The 19,253-nt window shown below is 59.8% G+C and carries 22 protein-coding genes; 7 read left to right on the top strand and 15 right to left on the bottom strand.

Annotated elements, in window-relative coordinates:
* Nucleotides 1-15 precede the first annotated feature (15 nt).
* Both ACR0AJ_RS15070 and soxR read right to left on the bottom strand, forming a co-directional pair.
* Entirely contained in the window at nucleotides 16-1,662 is a 1,647-nt protein-coding gene (locus ACR0AJ_RS15070; protein ID WP_480741236.1) for an electron transfer flavoprotein-ubiquinone oxidoreductase, read from the bottom strand.
* A gap of 135 nt (nucleotides 1,663-1,797) precedes the next feature.
* Nucleotides 1,798-2,253: a redox-sensitive transcriptional activator SoxR gene (soxR, locus tag ACR0AJ_RS15065; RefSeq protein ID WP_170350673.1), complete on the bottom strand. Its 456-nt coding sequence runs from the start codon at nucleotides 2,251-2,253 to the stop codon at nucleotides 1,798-1,800.
* Nucleotides 2,254-2,337: 84 nt separating this feature from the next.
* On the opposite strand from soxR, the gene ACR0AJ_RS15060 reads away from it, so the two are divergent.
* The 3 genes from ACR0AJ_RS15060 (at nucleotide 2,338) to ACR0AJ_RS15050 (ending at nucleotide 4,437) form a co-directional block, all read left to right on the top strand.
* Nucleotides 2,338-2,718, top strand: coding sequence for a VOC family protein (locus ACR0AJ_RS15060; RefSeq protein WP_480741235.1), 381 nt, complete (start codon nucleotides 2,338-2,340; stop codon nucleotides 2,716-2,718).
* Between the two features lie 241 nt (nucleotides 2,719-2,959).
* Nucleotides 2,960-3,430, top strand: a complete 471-nt coding sequence (gene greA / locus ACR0AJ_RS15055; protein ID WP_058282071.1) for a transcription elongation factor GreA — start codon at nucleotides 2,960-2,962, stop codon at nucleotides 3,428-3,430.
* 14 nt (nucleotides 3,431-3,444) lie between these two features.
* The gene (locus ACR0AJ_RS15050) at nucleotides 3,445-4,437 is read left to right on the top strand and encodes a hypothetical protein (protein WP_170350677.1); all 993 of its coding nucleotides are present in this window, start codon (nucleotides 3,445-3,447) and stop codon (nucleotides 4,435-4,437) included.
* Here ACR0AJ_RS15050 and ACR0AJ_RS15045 read toward each other — a convergent pair.
* Genes ACR0AJ_RS15045 through ACR0AJ_RS15025 form a run of 5 tightly spaced genes read right to left on the bottom strand, consistent with a single transcriptional unit; the run spans nucleotide 4,434 to nucleotide 9,055 of the window.
* On the bottom strand, nucleotides 4,434-6,509 hold the full coding sequence (locus ACR0AJ_RS15045; protein WP_480741233.1) for a molybdenum cofactor synthesis domain-containing protein: 2,076 nt from the start codon (nucleotides 6,507-6,509) through the stop codon (nucleotides 4,434-4,436). The genes ACR0AJ_RS15050 and ACR0AJ_RS15045 overlap by 4 nt on opposite strands.
* The gene (mobB, locus tag ACR0AJ_RS15040) at nucleotides 6,506-6,997 is read right to left on the bottom strand and encodes a molybdopterin-guanine dinucleotide biosynthesis protein B (protein WP_425081697.1); all 492 of its coding nucleotides are present in this window, start codon (nucleotides 6,995-6,997) and stop codon (nucleotides 6,506-6,508) included. Before mobB ends, ACR0AJ_RS15045 begins: the two co-directional genes overlap by 4 nt.
* Nucleotides 6,994-7,638 (bottom strand): molybdenum cofactor guanylyltransferase MobA, encoded by a 645-nt coding sequence (gene mobA, locus ACR0AJ_RS15035; RefSeq protein WP_170350680.1) that lies wholly within the window; start codon nucleotides 7,636-7,638, stop codon nucleotides 6,994-6,996. Before mobA ends, mobB begins: the two co-directional genes overlap by 4 nt.
* Nucleotides 7,635-8,171, bottom strand: coding sequence for a hypothetical protein (locus tag ACR0AJ_RS15030; protein ID WP_170551678.1), 537 nt, complete (start codon nucleotides 8,169-8,171; stop codon nucleotides 7,635-7,637). The genes mobA and ACR0AJ_RS15030 overlap by 4 nt, the downstream gene beginning before the upstream one ends.
* Nucleotides 8,168-9,055, bottom strand: coding sequence for a formate dehydrogenase accessory sulfurtransferase FdhD (locus ACR0AJ_RS15025; protein WP_170350768.1), 888 nt, complete (start codon nucleotides 9,053-9,055; stop codon nucleotides 8,168-8,170). Before ACR0AJ_RS15025 ends, ACR0AJ_RS15030 begins: the two co-directional genes overlap by 4 nt.
* A gap of 49 nt (nucleotides 9,056-9,104) precedes the next feature.
* Here ACR0AJ_RS15025 and ACR0AJ_RS15020 point away from each other — a divergent pair, with 49 nt between their 5' ends.
* Both ACR0AJ_RS15020 and ACR0AJ_RS15015 read left to right on the top strand, forming a co-directional pair.
* Nucleotides 9,105-9,821: an AzlC family ABC transporter permease gene (locus ACR0AJ_RS15020; RefSeq protein ID WP_170350683.1), complete on the top strand. Its 717-nt coding sequence runs from the start codon at nucleotides 9,105-9,107 to the stop codon at nucleotides 9,819-9,821.
* Nucleotides 9,818-10,150 (top strand): AzlD domain-containing protein, encoded by a 333-nt coding sequence (locus tag ACR0AJ_RS15015; protein WP_170350769.1) that lies wholly within the window; start codon nucleotides 9,818-9,820, stop codon nucleotides 10,148-10,150. The genes ACR0AJ_RS15020 and ACR0AJ_RS15015 overlap by 4 nt, the downstream gene beginning before the upstream one ends.
* Here ACR0AJ_RS15015 and ACR0AJ_RS15010 read toward each other — a convergent pair.
* The 7 genes from ACR0AJ_RS15010 to ACR0AJ_RS14980 all read right to left on the bottom strand — a co-directional run bounded on the left by ACR0AJ_RS15010 (nucleotide 10,139) and on the right by ACR0AJ_RS14980 (nucleotide 16,647).
* Nucleotides 10,139-10,771 carry a hypothetical protein gene (locus tag ACR0AJ_RS15010; protein ID WP_170350684.1) on the bottom strand — a complete coding sequence of 211 codons (633 nt, stop codon included), beginning with the start codon at nucleotides 10,769-10,771 and terminating at the stop codon, nucleotides 10,139-10,141. The genes ACR0AJ_RS15015 and ACR0AJ_RS15010 overlap by 12 nt on opposite strands.
* A gap of 18 nt (nucleotides 10,772-10,789) precedes the next feature.
* Entirely contained in the window at nucleotides 10,790-10,924 is a 135-nt protein-coding gene (locus tag ACR0AJ_RS15005; RefSeq protein ID WP_058281864.1) for an aa3-type cytochrome c oxidase subunit IV, read from the bottom strand.
* Nucleotides 10,925-10,992: 68 nt separating this feature from the next.
* Nucleotides 10,993-11,553, bottom strand: a complete 561-nt coding sequence (locus tag ACR0AJ_RS15000; RefSeq protein WP_480648102.1) for a hypothetical protein — start codon at nucleotides 11,551-11,553, stop codon at nucleotides 10,993-10,995.
* Nucleotides 11,540-13,378 (bottom strand): glycerophosphodiester phosphodiesterase, encoded by a 1,839-nt coding sequence (locus tag ACR0AJ_RS14995; protein ID WP_480741230.1) that lies wholly within the window; start codon nucleotides 13,376-13,378, stop codon nucleotides 11,540-11,542. The genes ACR0AJ_RS15000 and ACR0AJ_RS14995 overlap by 14 nt, the downstream gene beginning before the upstream one ends.
* A 62-nt stretch (nucleotides 13,379-13,440) precedes the next feature.
* Nucleotides 13,441-13,893, bottom strand: a complete 453-nt coding sequence (locus tag ACR0AJ_RS14990) for a DUF6173 family protein (protein ID WP_170350687.1) — start codon at nucleotides 13,891-13,893, stop codon at nucleotides 13,441-13,443.
* Nucleotides 13,894-13,897: 4 nt separating this feature from the next.
* Nucleotides 13,898-14,944 carry an MBL fold metallo-hydrolase gene (locus ACR0AJ_RS14985; protein ID WP_480663301.1) on the bottom strand — a complete coding sequence of 349 codons (1,047 nt, stop codon included), beginning with the start codon at nucleotides 14,942-14,944 and terminating at the stop codon, nucleotides 13,898-13,900.
* A complete protein-coding gene (locus ACR0AJ_RS14980) occupies nucleotides 14,944-16,647 on the bottom strand; it encodes an acyl-CoA dehydrogenase family protein (protein ID WP_480741228.1) in 1,704 nt (567 codons plus the stop codon). The genes ACR0AJ_RS14985 and ACR0AJ_RS14980 overlap by 1 nt, the downstream gene beginning before the upstream one ends.
* A gap of 138 nt (nucleotides 16,648-16,785) precedes the next feature.
* Between ACR0AJ_RS14980 and ACR0AJ_RS14975 the strand changes: the two genes are divergently transcribed.
* Complete coding sequence (locus ACR0AJ_RS14975; protein ID WP_480741227.1) at nucleotides 16,786-17,736, top strand: L-threonylcarbamoyladenylate synthase; 951 nt, start codon at nucleotides 16,786-16,788, stop codon at nucleotides 17,734-17,736.
* Here the strand turns inward: ACR0AJ_RS14975 and ACR0AJ_RS14970 are convergent, their stop codons facing one another.
* Nucleotides 17,737-18,291, bottom strand: coding sequence for a YqgE/AlgH family protein (locus ACR0AJ_RS14970; protein WP_170350691.1), 555 nt, complete (start codon nucleotides 18,289-18,291; stop codon nucleotides 17,737-17,739). It abuts the gene before it with no gap.
* A 146-nt stretch (nucleotides 18,292-18,437) separates the two neighbouring features.
* Between ACR0AJ_RS14970 and ACR0AJ_RS14965 the strand changes: the two genes are divergently transcribed.
* Nucleotides 18,438-19,250, top strand: a complete 813-nt coding sequence (locus ACR0AJ_RS14965) for a protein-disulfide reductase DsbD domain-containing protein (RefSeq protein ID WP_170350693.1) — start codon at nucleotides 18,438-18,440, stop codon at nucleotides 19,248-19,250.
* Nucleotides 19,251-19,253 lie beyond the last annotated feature (3 nt).

Below are 19,253 nucleotides of genomic sequence, written 5' to 3'. Positions count from 1 at the left end.
TGCCCGGTTTTTTGCTTACATATTTGGATAGTTTGGCCCGTCGCCACCCTGCGGCGTGGTCCAAGTGATGTTCTTGCTCGGGTCCTTGATGTCGCAGGTCTTGCAGTGGACGCAGTTCTGGAAGTTGATCACGAAGCGCGGATTGCCTTCATCCTCGACCATCTCATACACACCCGCCGGGCAATAGCGCTGCGCCGGTTCGTCGTATTTGGGCAGGTTGACTTTGACCGGGATGTCCGGGTCCGCCAGTTTCAGGTGGCAGGGCTGGCTTTCCTCGTGATTGGTCATCGCAAACGAGACGTTGGTTAGGCGGTCAAACGACAGCGTGCCATCGGGTTTGGGATAATCGATAGGCTTGTGTTTGCTGGCCTCTTCGGTCGAATCCGCGTCGTTCTTGCCATGGCCCACTGTGCCCAACAGCGAAAAGCCCAGCGTGTTGGTCCACATATCCAGACCGCCCAGCATCAGGCTGGCGGTCAGACCCCATTTCGACCAGATCGGCTTGACGTTTCGCACCTTTTTCAGATCGCTGCCGATCGGGCCATTGCGCACATCGGTCTCGTAATCGGTCAGCTCATCGCCCGAGCGTTCTGCCTTGATGGCGTCAAAGGCGGCTTCAGCCGCGGCTTTGCCCGACAGCATCGCGTTGTGATTGCCCTTGATGCGCGGCACGTTGACCATGCCCGCCGAACAGCCCAACAGCGCCACGCCCGGCGCTACCAGTTTCGGCATCGACTGATAGCCGCCTTCGGTGATCGCACGGGCACCGTAGGCCACGCGCTTGCCGCCCTTCAGCAGCTCGGCCACCATCGGATGATGCTTGAAGCGCTGAAACTCCATATACGGGTACAGGTGCGGGTTTTTATAGTTCAGGTGGACCACAAACCCGACATAGACCTGATTGTTTTCAAGGTGATAGATAAAGGATCCGCCGCCCGCGTTGCTGCCCAGCGGCCAGCCCATCGTATGCGTGACGGTGCCTTCCTTGTGCTTGGCGGGGTCGATCTCCCAGATCTCTTTCATGCCGACGCCGTATTTTTGCACCTCTTTGCCAGCCTGCAGGTCGTATTTGGCGATGACCTCTTTAGACAGCGAACCGCGCACGCCTTCGGACAGGAAAACGTACTTGCCGTGCAGTTCCATGCCGGGCTCAGTACCGGGGCCATACGAACCGTCGGGCTCAAGGCCAAACACACCGGCCACGACGCCTTTGACCTCGCCGTTGTCGCCGTAAACCAGCTCTGAACACGCCATGCCGGGGAAGATTTCCACGCCCAGTTCTTCGGCCTGTTCAGCCATCCAGCGGCAGACATTGCCCATCGAGACGATGTAGTTGCCGTGGTTGTTCATCAGTGGCGGCATCGGGAAGTTGGGAATACGGATCTTACCCGCCTCGCCCAGCATGTAGAAATTGTCTTCGGTCACCGGCGTGTTCAACGGCGCGCCTTTTTCCTTCCAGTCGGGGATCAGCGCATCCAGACCACAGGGGTCCAAAACCGCGCCCGACAGGATATGCGCGCCCACTTCCGAGCCTTTTTCCAGAACAACGACGTTCAGGTCCGCGTCCAGCTGTTTCAGACGGATGGCTGCCGAAAGGCCCGCCGGGCCTGCGCCCACGATAACCACATCGTATTCCATCGCTTCGCGTTCAATCTCGGCCATCGCGGGCTCCTTAGCTAACTTTCCGAATTGGCGCTTTCTACATGCTGTCGGCGCAATATTGTTTCACGGCTGATTACATGGTTGCTAAGACCTTGGTCAATCAAAACACGGCGTAACATTGCTGCAATGCGGCAGTTATGTATCGGGAGAGTCCCCCATAAGGTACCTGGGACCGCTACCATGGCATTTGGCGCGGTCGTCCGGGTTGTAAAGGGCGCATTTCGGAAGGCTCAGGCAGCCACAGCCGATGCACCCATCCAGATTGTCGCGCAACCGCGTCAAGGTAGCGATTCGCTGATCCAGACGGTCACGCAGCCCGACACTGATTTTCTGCCAATCCTTTGGCGTTGGTGTGCGGTTGCCAGGCAAGTCGGACAAAACATCCTTGATCTCGGGCAACGTCAGGCCAAACTGCTGGGCGATCATGATGAAACTCAACCGCCGAATATCAGCGCGCTGATACCGCCGCTGCCCACCCGCATTGCGCCAGGGCGCGATCAGCCCCTGCGCCTCGTAGTACCGGATGGCCGACACAGCCAACCCCGTGCGCCGGGCCAATGCGCCAATTGCCAGCCCTTCGGAAACTGCCATTATCCTCATTTAATTCCTTGACCTAAAGTTAGGTTTAGAAATTACAGTGAGTCGTGACAAGCCTCAATTCGCAAAGGAGACCCCATGATGGCGACGCTTGAACACACCAACTTCACCGTTCGCGACCCGCAGGCTTCGGCCGCGTGGATGCACAAGGTGTTTGGTTGGAAAACCCGCTGGGAAGGCCCGGCCATTGCGGGCGGCTATACCGTGCATGTGGGCAGCGCGCATACCTATCTGGCGCTTTATGCGCCCAGCGATCCGCAGCAATCCAGCGAAAGCAGTTACGACATCATTGGAGGGCTGAACCACGTGGGTGTTTTGGTCGAAGATATCGACGCCACCGAGCAGCAAGTGATCAAAGCCGGCTTCACGCCCAAGTCACATGCGGATTATGAGCCCGGAAAACGGTTCTACTTTGACGACGACAATGGCATCGAATTCGAAGTGATTAGTTACAACTAGGGCGTTCCGGGAAACATCTTACAAACTCGTTATCGCCAATATCCCGAGAGCGCGAAGTGCGGCAGGGTATTGGCGATTCAAACTTTTCCCGAACATCATAGGCCGTAATCCGCCCGCTGCGGGGCCAAGACCTCTTGCAATTCACGCCTCATTTAGGTCAGGTATTTGCCAACCCATCAATTCGCCCCGACGCTGGTTCCATGCGGCGGGGCGCATCAATTTATGCGTGGACGACAAGACCATGGAAAAAATTCCGATGACGCCTACGGGCAATGCCGCGCTTGCGGCAGAGCTGAAAAACCTGAAATCCGTTGAGCGCCCAGCTATCATCGAGGCCATTGCTACGGCCCGTGAATTGGGTGACCTGAAGGAAAACGCCGAATATCACTCGGCCCGCGAAAAACAGGGCTTTATCGAAGGCCGTATCAAAGAGCTGGAAGGCATCCTATCGCTGGCCGATGTGATCGACCCCGCCAAGTTGTCCGGTGCGATCAAATTCGGCGCCAAGGTCACGCTGGTCGATGAGGACACTGACGAGGAAAAGACCTGGCAGATCGTGGGTGAGTATGAGGCCAATATCGAAAACGGGCTGCTCAACATCAAATCCCCCATCGCCCGCGCCCTGATCGGCAAGGACGAAGGTGACAGTGTCGAAGTCCGCACCCCCGGCGGTGTGCGGTCTTACGAAGTCCTGAGTATCGAGTACGCCTGACCGGAGCGTCCTTCATGTCCGAGCCCACGCCAGAGCAGGAAGCCGAGCGGCCAACGTCGTTGGGTATTTACGACAAGCCCTCACGGCCGTCCGTGACCGAGATCGAGATTGCAGCCATCGTGCTTAGTGTGATCTGGCTGGTGGTTTCGGTGGTGTTTCTGGTGCTGCCCGACGACGTCGAGGGCGGTGGGTTCGTGGTGACCTTGCTGGCGGTGTTCATGCCGGTAGCAATGATCTGGGTCGCGGCCACGGCGATGCGCGCCAGCCGCGTCATGCGCGAAGAAAGCGAGCGTCTGCAGACTGCGATTGATGCGATCCGGCAGACCTATGTCCTCCAGCAACAGCGGGCCGCCATATCCCACGAACCGGCCGTCAGCAAGAAGTTGGACGAAATCGCTGAATCCGCAAAAAAGACCGAAAGTACACTGGCCACGTTTTCGACCAAACGTAGCGAACCTGCGCGGGCGGCAGCGTCAAACGGAACCGGCGACCAAACCTCGTTGGAGCTGGGTACGCAGGCCGAGGACATCGCGCCGCCACTCAGCACCGATATTTTCATCCGAGCGCTGAATTTCCCCGAAACGCAGGATGACGCCGAAGGGTTCGACGCCTTGCGTCTGGCGTTGAAGGACCGCAAGACCGCCCAACTGGTGCAGGCTTCGCAGGACGTTTTGACGCTGCTCAGCCAGGAAGGCATCTATATGGATGACCTGCGCCCCGACATGTCCCGCCCCGAGATCTGGCGGCAATTCGCGCAGGGTGCCCGTGGTCGCTCGGTGGCGGCTTTGGGCGGCATTCGGGATCGGTCGTCGCTTGCGCTGACGGCGGCGCGGATGAAGCAGGACCCGATCTTTCGCGACGCCGCACATCATTTTCTGCGCCGCTTTGACCACATGATCGTGGCTTTTGAACCTGAGGCCAGCGATGCCGACCTGACCGCATTGGGTGAGACCCGAACGGCGCGAGCCTTCATGTTACTGGGGCGTGTGGCCGGAACCTTTGACTAAAGGCCGAAACTGCCGTAGGGGATAAATCGGACTAGATCGCCCGGTTTGATATGGCGCGCGCCGTCTTCGATTTCGACCAGTCCTTCGGCCCAGCTGAGCCCGCTGATCCGGCCCGATCCTTCAGAGGCAAACACCTCGACCCGGCCATCGCGCACTCGGGCGCGCAGATATTCGCGGCGGCCCGGTTTCTTGCGTTTTTCAAAGGCGGCGGGCAGATCGAACCCCTGTGGGTCCTGCCAGCCGTCACCCGCCATCAGACCCAAAGCCGGGCGCGCAAAGATCAGGGTGCAGACCTTAGCCGCAACCGGATTACCGGGCAGGCCAAAGACCGGTGTGCCTTCCCACAATCCCAGAGCCAGCGGCCGCCCCGGTTTGAGCGCAATCCTCCATTCCTGCATCGCCCCCGCCTGCCGCAACAGGGCCGATACGTGATCCTCATCCCCGGCTGACGCGCCACCGCTGGTCAGGATTACATCCGCCTGTTCCGCCGCCGCATTCAGGCGATCGCGCAAATCTTCCCGGTCATCAGAAACCCGCCCCATATCCACCGGCTGAAACCCCATGCGGTCGATCAGTGACAACAGCATCGGGCGGTTGGCATCGAATATCTGGCCTGGCCCGGCCTTGTCTCCGGGTTCGATCAGTTCATCACCGGTCGACAGCACCGCCACACGCAGCGTCTTGCGCACTGGAACTTTTGCAATTCCGGTAGCCGACAACAACGCCAGATCGGCGGGCGTCAACCTACGCCCGGCAGACAGAACCAGATCGCCCGCGGTCACGTCCTCACCTGCACGGCGGGTGTTTGCACCCTGTTTCAGGGGGCCGCGAAAAGCGATGTGGCCATCTTGTACGGTCACGTCCTCTTCTAGAATGACGGTATCCACACCCGCAGGCAACGCCGCGCCGGTCAACACCCGCAGCGCATGGCCATGCGGCACCGTGCCATCAAACGGGATACCTGCAGCCGCGCGGCCCGGATGCAATGGCATCACCTGCGCACCCTCGGGCATCGCACCCGCAAATCCATAGCCGTCAACGGCCGTATTCGGCTGCGGCGGGTTCGAGCGTTTAGCGATGATATCCTCTGCCAGAATGCGCCCCATAGCCTGCGGGAGCGCAATTGTTTCAACAGGCACAACTACCGTCAGCCGCTGGCGCAGCAGGGCCAGCGCGTCATCCACCGGCGTCCAGCTCACCCCGGCAGGCAAAGCAAAGCAATCGTTGCGCAGGGGCGGTGGGGCAATATCCGGCTTGCGTTGTGACACTCCCAAAATCCAGCCTTCCTCTGCTGCGTTGACGTTCAGATGGTTCGCTAATTCCTCGGGTCGCATCCCGGCCAGTGACAGCGCGACCTGTTCCACCTGCCAGGCGTCCTTGATCTGGTCTTTCGGCCCGGCCCCCAGGGTAAGCGAGGGCCAGATTTCCACAAAGGCGACCGGGGTGTCCAGCGGCTCGAACGGCCAGACCGAGATTTGTCCGGTAAATGCGCGGCGCAGACGGGCCAGAACCGGCAGGCCAGTCATGACCTGACCACCCACAGCACCGGCCCCGCCCATTTGCCAACACGTAAAGCTGCCCTTGGTTTCGGTGTTCAGTTCGACGCAACGGCGTTCGGGAAATGGGTTGTGATAGTCCGCCTTGTTTTTGGGCAGACCGTCGATGCCACGTCGCAGGCCATTGAACCAGAACGGACCCTTGCCGCCAAAACGGCGGTTAATCTCTCCGGCCAGATCAAACCGGTTGTTGGCTTTTGGCGAATCCTCGATCCGGCTCTCGAACCAGTCCCACAACCGCAACGGATCATCCGATCCGGTCAGCGCACGGGCGAACCCTTTGGGATAGCCAAAGGGGAAATCGAACCCCAGACACAGCCGCCGTCCTGAGGCAATCTCATCCGCAATCAGGTCGTGCAGCCATTGCTCGGCAATCTTGCGGTTTCTAAGGTATGTCGGTTCTTCCGCCCTGCCCTTACGCACCACACAGGCCCAGATGGCATCCTTGCGTTCGGAAAGGCCGGTGTCATTGCCACCGGACCAATCGACCATGGCAAAACTATCGAAACCGGTCACAAACCAACCTCTTGCAGAATGAAATCGGCGATGACTGCGGTGTCATTCAGGTCAAAGACCGGCACAGCCACATCGAGCGGCGTATCACTTGCGACGGCGCGGATCGTCGCGTTCTCAGGCGCCATCAACGGGTTCGCGGCCACGGCCCGATAGGCTTCGACCTTGGGGTGGGCCTCGCTTTTAAACCCCTCGATCAACACTAGATCGACTGGCGACAGTCGCTCTAGTAACTCATTCAATGGAGGCTCGGGCACGCCGCGCAGCTCTTGCATGATCGCGACGCGTTGACCCGAGGCCAGCAGAACCTCGGACGCGCCCGCAACGCGGTGACGATAGCTGTCAGTGCCCGGCTGATCGACATCGACATTGTGATGGGCGTGTTTCAGGGTCGAGACGGTAAAGCCGCGCCCGGTGATCTCAGTCACCAGCCGCTCCATCAACCCAGTCTTGCCCGCGTTTTTCCAGCCGGTGACGCCGTAAACCTTCATGCCTGCTCCAGCAGTTGTTCCGCCCGCGCCAGATCGTCGGGTGTGTTGACGTTGAAGAACGGATCAAAGGGATCGGCCGGGAACAGCGCCTCGCGCCCGTCATGTTTATCGGTCCACAGCACGACCTTGCGCAGGCCGTCATTCAGCGCATCCCGCAGATCGTCGCGTAATGCCACGGGCCAGAGACCAAAGGTCGGGTGCCGATTGACCCGTTTTCCACCACCAGATTTCAACGCCTCATCCCCGGTGCGTGGCGTGGTAGCCAGCACCAGCGGAAGTGTTTGCCCCTGGGCAGCGTCGCTCAGCCGCATCACCAGATCGCGCGGTAAAAACGGAGTATCGGCGGCAGCGGTGACAATGCAGTCAGCCCCTTGCGTGGCCGCCCAGTCGAGCCCTGCCAGAACACCCGCCAGAGGGCCAGCGAACCCTTCGATCGTGTCGGGCAGAATAGGCAGGTTCAGATCAGCGAACCGTTCGGGATCACCATTGGCGTTTAGCGCAAGGCCATCCACTTGCGAGGAAAGCCGGTCGATCACATGAGATAGCAGGCTTTGCCCGCCGATCTGCAACAGACCCTTGTCTCCGCCACCCATTCGGGTGGCGAGACCACCTGCGAGGATGATGCCAAGTGGGCGGATCATGCGGTGCCCTCGATCTCGGGCCACTTCTTGAATTTCGTGAACGGCTGCGCCGACGCAAGGCAGATGCCAGCCAAAAGAAGCAGTATCCAAATGCGCGGAGATGTTGACGTGGTTTCACCCAACCGAACACCAAGATTTACCGCGCCCAGAAAATAACCGAGAATCAAGGTAGGAAGCACGCCACACCAAAACAACAAGCGATAGCGTCGCGCAGCTTTTTGTACCGATGGCATCAATTCAAGCGACTGCGGAAGCCCATGCATCGCAATACGCTGAAGCGATGTGTTCTGAAGTCGGTAGTCAAGGCTGTTTTGCTGCCATCCAGGTCCCCAGAAAACCACCAAATCCAGCACCCCAACATATTTCCGGGCGCTCCAGCCCAACTTACCCAGCACATTTTTACTATGCGCACAAATGCCTTCAACGACGGCTCGTTTGCTGCGGAAGTAGGTTACCAGCACCAAAACATAGAGTGGCAGAATGCTGACTGCTAAAACAAAAGTGACGAAAATCCAAAGTGTCTCTGATATCATCCCGCACTCTTCCTACGATGTTTTTTATCCTCAACCGCCACGCTTGCCGGATCCACATCACGCAGCAACCGGTCCTCGCCCGACAGACACACAAACCGCTGACCTCGCATGCGGCCGATCAGGGTCAGGCCGACTTCGCGGGCGATCTCGACACCCCAGGCGGTGAAACCGGATCGGGACGCCAGCACCGGTATACCCATCATCGCCGTCTTGATCACCATTTCGGATGTCAGACGGCCAGTGGTGTAGAGGATCTTGTCGTCCGCCGCCTCACCCTCGGACAGCATCCAGCCCGCGATCTTGTCGACAGCGTTGTGGCGGCCGACATCCTCCATGTAGACCAGAGGGCGGTTTTCAAGGCACAGAACCGTTCCGTGGATCGCCCCGGCTTCAAGATACAGCGACGGGGTTCGGTTGATCTTGGCCGCCAGCTCATACAGCCATGATGTCCGCACTTGAACTTGCGGCAGGCGCACATCCTCGAGCCCCTCCATCATGTCGCCGAACACGGTGCCGACTGCGCAACCACTGGTGCGGGTCTTTTTCTTCAGCTTGTCCTCGTAGGACGTCTCGCGCGCGGTGCGGACGATCACGGTTTCCAGATCGTCGTCATAATCGACCCGCGTGATCTGATCATCATCCAGCAACATGCCCTGATTGCGCAGGAACCCCAGCGCCAGATATTCCGGATAGTCGCCTATGGTCATCGCGGTCACGATTTCCTGGGAATTCAGGAAAATCGTCAAAGGGCGCTCTTCGACAACCGAGATCTGGCTGACCTCTCCATTCTGGTCCACGCCCTCGACCGCGCGGGTCAGGCGGGCCGCGCCGGGATCGGGGGCGATGATGTAGTCCGAGACATCCAGTTCCTTGGCCAATTGCAACCCTTTCCCAAGACCGCTACTGCTGCGGCTATCACCATAGGATTTAGCCATGGCAGACACCACATCCAAGTCATACTATTGGAAGGGTTTTCGCGACGGGACCCCGTTCATTTTCGTCGCCATCCCTTTCGGCACCTTGTTCGGGGTATTCGCCACCGAAACCGGGCTGACCATCATTCAGACGATGGCGTTCACGGCAACGGTTTTCGCCGGGGCCGCGCAATTCGCGGCCTTGCAACTGCTGCAAGACAATGCGCCAACCCTGATTATCCTGGCTTCGGCGCTGGCTGTGAACCTGCGGATGGCGATGTATTCAGCCTCGCTGACGCCGTATCTGGGGGCCGCGCCACTATGGCAACGCGCCATTGGCGCATATCTGGTCGTGGACCAGTCCTACGCCAGCTGCATGGTCCGGTTCGAAAAAGAGCCCAACATGACCGTACCTCAACGCATGGCCTATTTCTTTGGCTCGGTCTCACCGATCACACCCTTGTGGATACTGTCCACTTATCTGGGGGCAGTCTTGGGCACGCGAATACCCGAAAGCTGGGCGCTGGATTTCGCCTTGCCGATTACCTTTCTGGCTATGATCGGACCGATGTTGCGCACACTGCCGCATGTTGTGGCGGCTTTAGTTGCCATAACGGTCTCGCTGCTGACGGTTGCTGTGCCCTATAATCTGGGTCTGCTGGTGGCCGGATGCATCGGTATGATGGCCGGGGCGCAGGCGGAATTGTGGCTAGAACGCAGAAAGGTCACGTCATGAACGCGGTCGATCCGGTCACCATGTGGATCATCATCGTCGGGCTGGCTTTGGGCAGCTACGGCCTGCGGTTCGTGTTCCTCGGACTGGTCGGCGATCGCCCGATGCCCCCCTGGCTGCTGCGCCATTTACGCTATACCGCCGTGGCGATCCTGCCTGCCCTGATCGCGCCGCTGGTGGTATGGCCGACCGCAACCGGCGGCCAGCCGGACATCCCGCGCATGGCGGCAGCCGCTGTCGCGCTGATGGCCGGGTTGATTACGAAAAACGTGCTTGCCGCGATCTTTTCCGGGGCCGCGACCCTTTACGCGCTGCTGTACCTATTGGGCTAGCGCACCGCTCTGCTGGTTCAGCAGGGCATTGTTCGCCGCCAGACCCTTTTGCAGATCGGCATCGTCATTTTCGCGATACTCGGTGGTGGACACCCCCGGTATCTGGCCGAATTGCTCGGACAGTTTGACCGGATAAAACGTGGTTCCGATCTGTTCGAACCCTGGCACCTGCTGCAACAATCGAGAGGTAGAGTTGGCGCAGTATGCACTGGATACCGGCCCCATCTGCTTGGCCAGCTGCAGGGCAATTTCCGCCTGTTGTGGGGTGACCTCGATGGTTTGGATACGCGCAAAATGCGTTTCGCGCGCGTGGCTGCTGCGATAGGCGCGCTCGACATTCGGAGTGATGCCGTACAGCACGTCGTTCTTGATCGGCACAACATCCGCGCGGAATGAACCTGCGGGGTCAAAAATCACCCGCTCACTACCACTGATCATCAACGAGGTATGCGCCCCCGAACCGGTTCGGGTGCTGATCATTGTATAAAGCGTCAGCGTCGACGGACCCGGATCACGGTAAGACCGTGCCACGACTTCTGACTGATCTGCCTGAGGGCGCTGCGACCCGGTGCAGCCTGCAACAGTTGCCGCCAGAAGGCAGGCAAACAAAATCCTGATCACGGTCGACCCCGGTTTGGATTACGCGGCGAAGACCGCCAGGAACAGGCAAAGGAAGGCAATCGCAACCACGCACCATGTGGTGGCCTTGATGAAACCGTTGAAGGTTTTGGTTTGGACGGTGATGTCCATTTCGCCGTGCTTGTATTCAGCCATGACTCAGAGATTCCTAATTCGCGTGTTTGAGATGTTGGATAATCGAAAAATCGAGGCCTGTCACCACGTCATTCGCGCGCAGGGGTCACGGATTGAAACACGGAACATCCCGGATAACCAAACCCCCACCGCCAGGGCAGGCCGGAACAGGGCCCGCCGCCCAAACGCACGGCGGTATACATCGCCTCTGCCGTAAAGAAGTGTGCCGTACGAATCTGGTCGGGGGTCATGTCATAGCGTTGGGCATAATCCTCGGCATGGTCATCGCCGTGCTGTTTGACGCAGGCGCGCAGCGTGTCATCCGCCGACTGGCGCGCGTCAAAGCTTTGCTCGGCGTTCGATGCGCCACCAGCGTTGTGGTAGGCGCGGTCATGGGTCACGCAGCAATATTCCCACGGCGGGTGCGCCTCGTATAGCGCGCTGAATTTGGGGAAGGTTTCAGCCACAAAGCGCCAACTGGCCGACAAACCGCCGGAACAGCCATCTGTTTCAAAGGGAATGGGCTCGGCATCCCCACGTTGCGCGATCAGCGCGCGGTGGGCTGGCATTTCGATGTTTCGCATGAATTCCTGTGCCGTTGCCGGGGCGGCCATTACTGCTAGCAAGGTCGCTAGCTTATGGGCTTTCATCGCGCATCGCCTCTGTGTCGATGGACATGCCAAAGGTGGTCGCCATCCATAAAAGCAACCGCTCGGCCGGGCCCATTTCGGCCCGCACCCGCAGTACCTCGTTGGCCATTGCAGGACGGTCGGTAATCAGCCCATCCACCCCCATCGAGGCCATGGCCGACATCTGCAACGGATCATTCACTGTCCAGACATAAATATCCTTGCCCGCCTCATGGACCGAGCGCACCAGACCCGGCGTCGCCATCGCGGCGTTGACGGCAAGGAAATCGCCCTCAAGCCCTGTCAGGTCACCCACCGCCGTTGCCGCCAGAACGCCAGCCCGCCAATCGGGGCGGATGGACTTCATCTTTTGCACGGCGGGGTATTTCAGCGACATGGTGGCAATGTCGTCCTGCATCCCCAACTCTTCGACAAGGGCCACCACGCGGTTTTCCAGATCGACATCATGGCCGTAATATTTCAGCTCGATGATGACCTTGGCTTTACCTTTTGCGGCCTCAAGCACCTCACGCAGAGTCGGGGTGCGTTCATCGGCGTATTCGGGACCAAACCAGCTGCCGATGTCGATCTGGGCGACATCCTCCATCGTCGCATCCCAGACCTTAAGGTTCACGCCCGCAAGTTTCATGAAATCGCTATCATGGGCGACGATCACCACGTCATCCGCCGTTTCCTGCACATCGATTTCAACCCAGTCCGCACCGTCTTCGATGGCCTTGAGCACTGCGGCCATGGTGTTTTCCGGGCGCACCGCCGCCGCGCCGCGATGACCGATGACCTCGGCACGGTCGGGAGCTTGCACACGTTCCAGCAAATGCTGACCAAACCACAACCCGATCAACACAGCCACCACGGCTGCGCCGACGGTTGCCAACAGCGGTATACGCAGACTGCCGGGTTCAGGATGCAATGGCTCGTCTGTCTTGATCTCAAAAAAACCATCCAGCAACACTGCCAGCGCGCCCAACGCAGTCGCCGCCAGCACCAATCCGGCCAATGACCAAACTCCTGCCACCAACAGGCTGGAAAGCAAGGCCAGACGCAGATGGCTGGCGCCCTGCAGGGGAACGATGGCGAACAGGATACCCGCGACCCAGGCAATCAGCGCGGCGATGATCAGACGCAGGATCAGCCATATCGCCAACTCGATCTTGAGGCGTCCACGTTTGCCCTCCATCCGATTGGCGCTGATGTTAAATGCATGCCCAGGGTGGACATTTTCAAACAGGACCAGATGCAGCGACAGCGCCCAAGCCGAGAGCCTGCGGATCAACACCCAGGCCATGACCAGAACTACCGCTCCGATCAATACCACCGCGACCCAGAACGAGGGCGGATGGAAGGTCAGGTAATAGTTGATGTCATATTCGGTCAGCGTCCACCACGCGATCAGTGCTGCAACCACAGCAAAAGGCAGCACCAGCAGCAGAACGCGCAGCACGAAGCGCACGGCAAATCCAAATAGTGCCGGAAGGCGCGATAGGATCAGGCCGATGGCGGAACTGCCCGCACGCCATGGATCGGCTTCGCCCATCCGCAACGATGCGGCCATGACCGAGAAAACAAACACTTCGGCCAGAAGAAACAGGCTCAGCACAGCAACAGCAGCGATGAAACCGGCGGGTGACAGGATAAAGGCGGCGATGGCCTGATCCGTCAGCGCTGTTTGATTCGACAGCGACACGGCAAGGTTTACGGTGATCGCCACGCCCGGTGCAATCAATGCCACCAGAAGCAGGCGCACGGCGATGTAGATCGGCACGAACACGCGACGGCGCGCCCAAGCGCGCCTGTAGGCAGTTGTAACGTCTGAGGAACTGGTCACGTGGCCCCCTTGAAAGTTGCACTCATTCAAGGCTGCGCAGACGTGAATTGCAAGTCAGGTGATCAGCTTTCTTCCAGATCCTTGGCCAACCGGAATCCAATGCGATTGGCGGGCTTGTCCTCGACCGACTTGGGCAGGGCCCGCAGCATCACATTCAGTTGGCTGACATGCTGCACCAGCTGGGTTCGCGCACCGGTCGCGTCCGAGCCGTAAAAAGTGATGATATCGGGATCGAAATAGCCCATGCCTTCGATCCGCATCACACCCGCATCGCCACCGGTAAAGCCCATGGCAACCTCTTGATCGCCGGTCAGCGTCTGTTCGAAATTCTGGATGTACAGGATCAGCCGCTCATACGCCCATTGCGCCGGGCTTTTGGTCTCGACCGGTTTTTGCAGCTGTCCGGGCAGATCCTTGGCACCGGATTTCGCGTCCGGGTTGGCGTGGACCTCATAGCAACGGGGCAAAGCTGCCGCTTCTGCTGCCTCGGCTGATGTTTCGATCTGGTCCTGCATGGCTTTACCCTTTGCGCTGAAACTCCCACGCCCCGTCAGCGCGGCGCGTCCGGTTGACAGTTCCAATGTGGTAAAGATGGTTCAGATGTGCAACCGCTTCGACCAAAGCCAGCCCGTACTCGCCTTCTTTGATCTGGCGCTTGAATAGAGGCATGAAACAATCGGCCGCGGTTTTGGGTTGGTCAAGATAGTCCTGCAACCGGTCCAGCGCGCCGTGGTGGTTGTCGATCAATTGCTTCATGCGCAGCGGCAAGCCGGTAAAAGGCAGCTTGTGCCCACCCAGCGCCAGATGATCAGGCCGCGCCAAGCCTTGCAGACGCTCACATGCCTCCAGCCACTCGGCCACGGGATCAGCCAAAGGTTCGGTGACATAGACGCCCAGATTGGGACTGATCGAGCTGAGGATCTGATCCCCGGTGATCACCAGATTGTCATCGCGGCTCCAGAACGTGGCGTGTTCAGGGGCGTGGCCGTTGCCCATATGGACGTCCCAGTCACGGCCACCCATTCGGATGACGCTATCCTGCTTGATCCGGGTAAAGCCCAAAGGCATCGGGTACACTGTATCGCAATAGTTGAACGGACGCTCGGTCATCCGTTTGGCCAGAACACCCGCGTCCATGCCCGCGCTGCGGTAATAATCCAGCGTTTCCTGCGGCCAGCTTTCCTGCACATCCAACTGCAGCATGCGCGAGAAAAGCCATGCGGTACGCGAGGCCACTAGTTCCACGCCGTGTTCCGATTGAAACCAGCCTGCATTGCCCACGTGGTCGGGATGGTGATGGGTCACTACCACCCGGTTGATCGGCTTGCCGCCCAGCGGACCCCCCATTAGGGTTTCCCAGATGCGACGGGTCTTGTTCGAAGACATGCCCGTGTCGATCACTGTCCATCCATCGCCATCGTCCAGCGCATAGATGTTGACGTGATCCAGCGCCATGGGCAGCGGCAGGCGCATCCACAGCACCCCTTCAGCAACCTCGATCGCCTCGCCCTGCGCCGGAGGCTCAGGCCAAGGATAGCGGATTGCCAAAGGTGTATCCCCGTCCATTACACCGCCAGCTCCTCAGGGGTGAGCGCATAGATGTCCTCGGCCCCGTTCTGCGCCTGCGTCAGCAGACCGGCATATTCCGGCAGCAATGCGTTGATGTAGTACCGCGCCAGTTTCAGGCGCGGACCTTCGGGGTCAGCCAGCGCCGCCTTCAGGTGGTAATGCGCGCCCAAAACGCGGGCGAAGGCGTGCAGATAAGGCACAGCACCGGCAAACCGAGCGTTCATGTTCGATTGCGCCACGATCCACTCGGTGGCTTCGCGCAGGCTTTCGGTCGCCTCCCATACGGGACCCGCCAGACCCGGCAGGCTGGCGCGGGCCTGTTCGGCGTGATCCTCGATCTCGTCCAACAAGCGCGAGGCTGCTTCGCCCCCATCCATCATCTTGCGCGCCACAAGGTCCATGGCCTGAATGCCGTTGGTGCCCTCATAAATCGCGGTGACGCGGACGTCGCGGTAATATTGGGCTGCGCCCGTTTCCTCGATGAACCCCATACCGCCGTGAACCTGCACACCGGTTTCCGAGACGCGCATGCCTGTTTCAGTTCCGAAGGCCTTGCAGATCGGGGTCAGCAGCGCGGCGCGTGCGGACCATTCGGCGTCACAGGTGGCCGTGGCCATATCGATAGCAGCCGCATTGGCCAGCATGATGGCGCGCGCGGCAAAGGTATCGGCGCGCATGCTCATCAGCATCCGGCGCACGTCCGCATGGTCGATGATGGTGCCCGAGGGCGTCTTGCCCTGCTTGCGGTCCAGCGCATAGGCCAGCGCGTGCTGGTAGGCACCCTCGGCAGCCCCAACACCCTGACCACCAACACCCAGGCGGGCATTGTTCATCATGGTGAACATCGCAGCCATGCCGCCATGTTCCTTACCAACAAGCCAGCCCTTGGCCCCGTCATATTGCATCACACAGGTCGGTGAGCCGTGCAGGCCCATCTTATGTTCCAGCGACACCACTTTCAGATCGTTGGCCACACCGGGATTGCCGTTTTCATCGGGCAGGTACTTGGGCACCAAAAACAGAGAAATCCCCTTGGTTCCAGGCACACCATCCGGCAGACGCGCCAGCACCAGATGGCATACATTCTCGGTAAAGTCGTTGTCACCCCAAGAGATAAAGATCTTCTGACCCGAAACCGAATAGGTCCCGTCGCCGTTGGGCACTGCCTTGGAAGACAAAGCCCCCACATCCGATCCGGCCTGCGCTTCGGTCAGGTTCATGGTGCCCGACCATTCGCCCGTCATCATCTTTGGCAGGTACAGCGATTTCAGCTCGTCACTGGCGTGATGTTCCAGCGCTTCGATCTGGCCTTGCGTCATCAACGGTGCCAGTTGCAGCGACAAGCACGCGGCCGACATCATCTCATTTACAGCGGTGGTCAGGGCCATCGGCAGGCCCATACCACCGAACTCTGGATCGCCGCTCATCCCGATCCAACCGCCTTCGGCAATCGCCTTCCACCCATCTACGTAACCGGGCGATGTACGCAACACGCCATTTTCCAACCGCGATGGCTCCAGATCACCGGGGCGTTGCAGCGGGGCCATTACCTCTTCGCACATCTTGCCGGCCTCAGACAGGATCGCACCGACCACATCTTCGCTGGCTTCCGAAAACTTCTCGGTCGCCGCGATTTGATCGAATCCGACGACGTGGCGGAACAACAATTCATAGTCGGAAATGGGCGCGCGGTATGGCATGTCTTCCCCCGGGTCTGTTTGGGTCGGTTTTTGGCGGGTGGGGTTGGAAATTGCAATGCCCACCTTTATGCATCCTTGATTGGTCGGAAACGTAACTGGCCTTGTTCTGCAAGCAATCAAAACGCGGCGTCACATGAAATGAACCCTAACGGCACTTTGGATTTAGCCGCCGATCCGGTCGGAATCGCACAGGCAGCTGACCTGCTGCGGCAGGGCCTGCTGGTCGCCTTCGCCACTGAAACTGTCTATGGACTGGGCGGTGACGCCCGCAATACCGAAGCCGTGGCCAGCATTTATGCCGCCAAGGGACGACCCAGCTTTAACCCGTTGATTGCGCATGTGGCCTCTGCCGAGGAAGCGCAGCGATATGTCGAATGGTCCGAGCGGGCCGAGACACTGGCTGCCGCATTCTGGCCCGGTCCCCTGACAATGGTTCTTCCTCTGCGTCAGGGGCACGGGATTTCACCGCTGGTCACAGCCGGGCTAGAGACGCTGGCGGTTCGGGTCCCAGCACATGGTACGGCCCGGGCGTTGCTGTCAGCCTTTGACGGGCCGGTGGCAGCGCCATCGGCCAACCCCTCCGGTCAGATCAGCCCTACGACTGCCGATCACGTGCGCGCGGGTCTGAATGGGCGTATCGCGGCCATACTGGATGACGGCCCCTGCGGTGTTGGTCTGGAATCCACCATCGTTGGACTGGCCGGAGAGCCCGCATTGCTGCGCCCCGGCGGTGTGGCGCTGGAACAGATCGAAACCGTTTTGAATACACAACTGCACCTGCATCAGGCCTCGGATGTACTGACCGCGCCGGGCCAGTTGCAATCGCACTACGCCCCCGACGCACCCGTACGCCTGAATGCGGCCGGCCCGCAGGGTGACGAGGTTTTGCTGGGGTTTGGCGCTGTTCCGTGTGATCTGAACCTGTCAGATAGCGGTGATCTGACCGAAGCCGCCGCAAACCTGTTCTCGGCCCTGCACAGGTTGAACACCACAGGCCGCCCGATTGCGGTGTCACCGATCCCCGATCATGGATTGGGCGCGGCTATCAATGACCGCCTGCGCCGCGCCGCCGCGCCGCGCGACAGCTGATCAGGCGCGCCCGGCGCTGGCCGACAAGGTCAGTGGATCAACCCCCAGCGTCGCCAGCGCAGCCTCCCACTTTTCATCATCGGGAACGTCGAACACCAGTTTCGAGGTCGCCTCGGTGGTCAGCCAACCGTTCATGGCAATCTCATCCTCTAGCTGGTCGGGACCCCATCCGGAATAGCCCAGCGCCAGCATCGAATTCAAAGGCCCCCGCCCCGAGGCCAGATCCTCGAGCACATCCAATGTCGCGGTCATGCTGAAATCATCCGAGATTTGCATGGAATGCAGGTTGGCATCGTAATCCGCGCTGTGCAGGACAAATCCGCGCGACATCTCAACCGGGCCGCCAAAATGAACCAGACGTTCGCCCACGACAGGGATGCTGCAGGCGATGTTCAACTGGCTGAGCAGGGTTTTGATCCGCAAATCCGACGGTTTGTTGACAATCAGGCCCATTGCCCCGTCCTCGCCATGGCTGCAGATATACACCACCGAGTGATCGAAACGTGGATCACCCATTCCAGGCATCGCGATCAACAGTTTTCCGGTCAGATCCATGGATTTAAAACTCTTGCTTCGTCTTCCTTCAACAATGGCCCCGGCACGTGGGGGTTGGCAAGGGATCAGGTCACATTTCGCCAGATTTCATCACGGTGACCCGAACGTGACTTGGAATCACCGGCAAGACCACGCATCTATGGGGTATGACGCGTTATCTTAAATCAACCGCGGCCGCTCTGACCGCTTGTTTCGCCCTGACCGCCCCCGTCCATGCGCAGGTTGAGGGCGATGTTGTGCAACTGGATGTGCTTGATGGTGGGCGTACGGCCAATGGCACCTATCTGGGGGCGCTGCGGCTGACGCTGAAGGACGGCTGGAAAACCTATTGGCGCGCACCCGGTGACGCTGGTATCCCGCCGCAGTTTGATTGGAACCGCTCGCAAAATGTGGGTGATGTGGCGATCACCTGGCCTGCGCCCCACGTATTTGTACAAAATGGCCTGCAATCGCTGGGCTATGCCGATCAACTGGTGCTGCCTGTTGAAATTACTCCAAGCGACCCCGCCAAACCCGTGCGGTTGCGTGGGGAAATGGATTTGGGCGTCTGCAAGGATGTCTGCATCCCCGAGACGTTGGATTTCGACCATACGCTGGACGCTGACGCCGGGCGCAACCCAGCCATTGCCGCAGCACTGGCCCAACGCCCCTATTCCGCGAAAGAGGCTCAGGTGACTGCCGCCAGCTGCCATCTGACCCCCACATCAGACGGTATGCGGATCGAAGCCCGCGTAACCATGCCCTCGGCCGGAGGGCGCGAGGTTGCGGTGATCGAACCGGGAAACCCCACGCTTTGGGCCTCGGAACCCGAAACGACACGGCAGGGCGGGACCCTGGTGGCCACATCCGAGGTGATCAGCGCCTCGGGCGGACCATTTGCGCTGGACCGGTCCGACATACGGATCACGGTGCTGGGCGCCAATCATGCCGTCGACATTCAGGGATGCAGCGCGGGCTGAGAG

It is taken from the genome of Ruegeria sp. CJ9, assembly GCF_056536625.1.
Note: the sequence above shows the minus strand (reverse complement) of the source record. Positions and strands in the feature narration are given on the sequence as shown.

Bases quoted from the DNA above. Each gene is read 5' to 3' on its own strand.
- ACR0AJ_RS15070 (WP_480741236.1), bottom strand. From the start codon at position 1,662: ATGGCCGAGATTGAACGCGAAGCGATGGAATACGATGTGGTTATCGTG.
- soxR (WP_170350673.1), bottom strand. From the start codon at position 2,253: ATGGCAGTTTCCGAAGGGCTGGCAATTGGCGCATTGGCCCGGCGCACG.
- ACR0AJ_RS15060 (WP_480741235.1), top strand. From the start codon at position 2,338: ATGATGGCGACGCTTGAACACACCAACTTCACCGTTCGCGACCCGCAG.
- greA (WP_058282071.1), top strand. From the start codon at position 2,960: ATGGAAAAAATTCCGATGACGCCTACGGGCAATGCCGCGCTTGCGGCA.
- ACR0AJ_RS15050 (WP_170350677.1), top strand. From the start codon at position 3,445: ATGTCCGAGCCCACGCCAGAGCAGGAAGCCGAGCGGCCAACGTCGTTG.
- mobB (WP_425081697.1), bottom strand. From the start codon at position 6,997: ATGAAGGTTTACGGCGTCACCGGCTGGAAAAACGCGGGCAAGACTGGG.
- mobA (WP_170350680.1), bottom strand. From the start codon at position 7,638: ATGATCCGCCCACTTGGCATCATCCTCGCAGGTGGTCTCGCCACCCGA.
- ACR0AJ_RS15030 (WP_170551678.1), bottom strand. From the start codon at position 8,171: ATGATATCAGAGACACTTTGGATTTTCGTCACTTTTGTTTTAGCAGTC.
- ACR0AJ_RS15020 (WP_170350683.1), top strand. From the start codon at position 9,105: ATGGCAGACACCACATCCAAGTCATACTATTGGAAGGGTTTTCGCGAC.
- ACR0AJ_RS15015 (WP_170350769.1), top strand. From the start codon at position 9,818: ATGAACGCGGTCGATCCGGTCACCATGTGGATCATCATCGTCGGGCTG.
- ACR0AJ_RS15005 (WP_058281864.1), bottom strand. From the start codon at position 10,924: ATGGCTGAATACAAGCACGGCGAAATGGACATCACCGTCCAAACCAAA.
- ACR0AJ_RS15000 (WP_480648102.1), bottom strand. From the start codon at position 11,553: ATGAAAGCCCATAAGCTAGCGACCTTGCTAGCAGTAATGGCCGCCCCG.
- ACR0AJ_RS14990 (WP_170350687.1), bottom strand. From the start codon at position 13,893: ATGCAGGACCAGATCGAAACATCAGCCGAGGCAGCAGAAGCGGCAGCT.
- ACR0AJ_RS14985 (WP_480663301.1), bottom strand. From the start codon at position 14,944: ATGGACGGGGATACACCTTTGGCAATCCGCTATCCTTGGCCTGAGCCT.
- ACR0AJ_RS14980 (WP_480741228.1), bottom strand. From the start codon at position 16,647: ATGCCATACCGCGCGCCCATTTCCGACTATGAATTGTTGTTCCGCCAC.
- ACR0AJ_RS14975 (WP_480741227.1), top strand. From the start codon at position 16,786: ATGAACCCTAACGGCACTTTGGATTTAGCCGCCGATCCGGTCGGAATC.
- ACR0AJ_RS14970 (WP_170350691.1), bottom strand. From the start codon at position 18,291: ATGGATCTGACCGGAAAACTGTTGATCGCGATGCCTGGAATGGGTGAT.
- ACR0AJ_RS14965 (WP_170350693.1), top strand. From the start codon at position 18,438: ATGACGCGTTATCTTAAATCAACCGCGGCCGCTCTGACCGCTTGTTTC.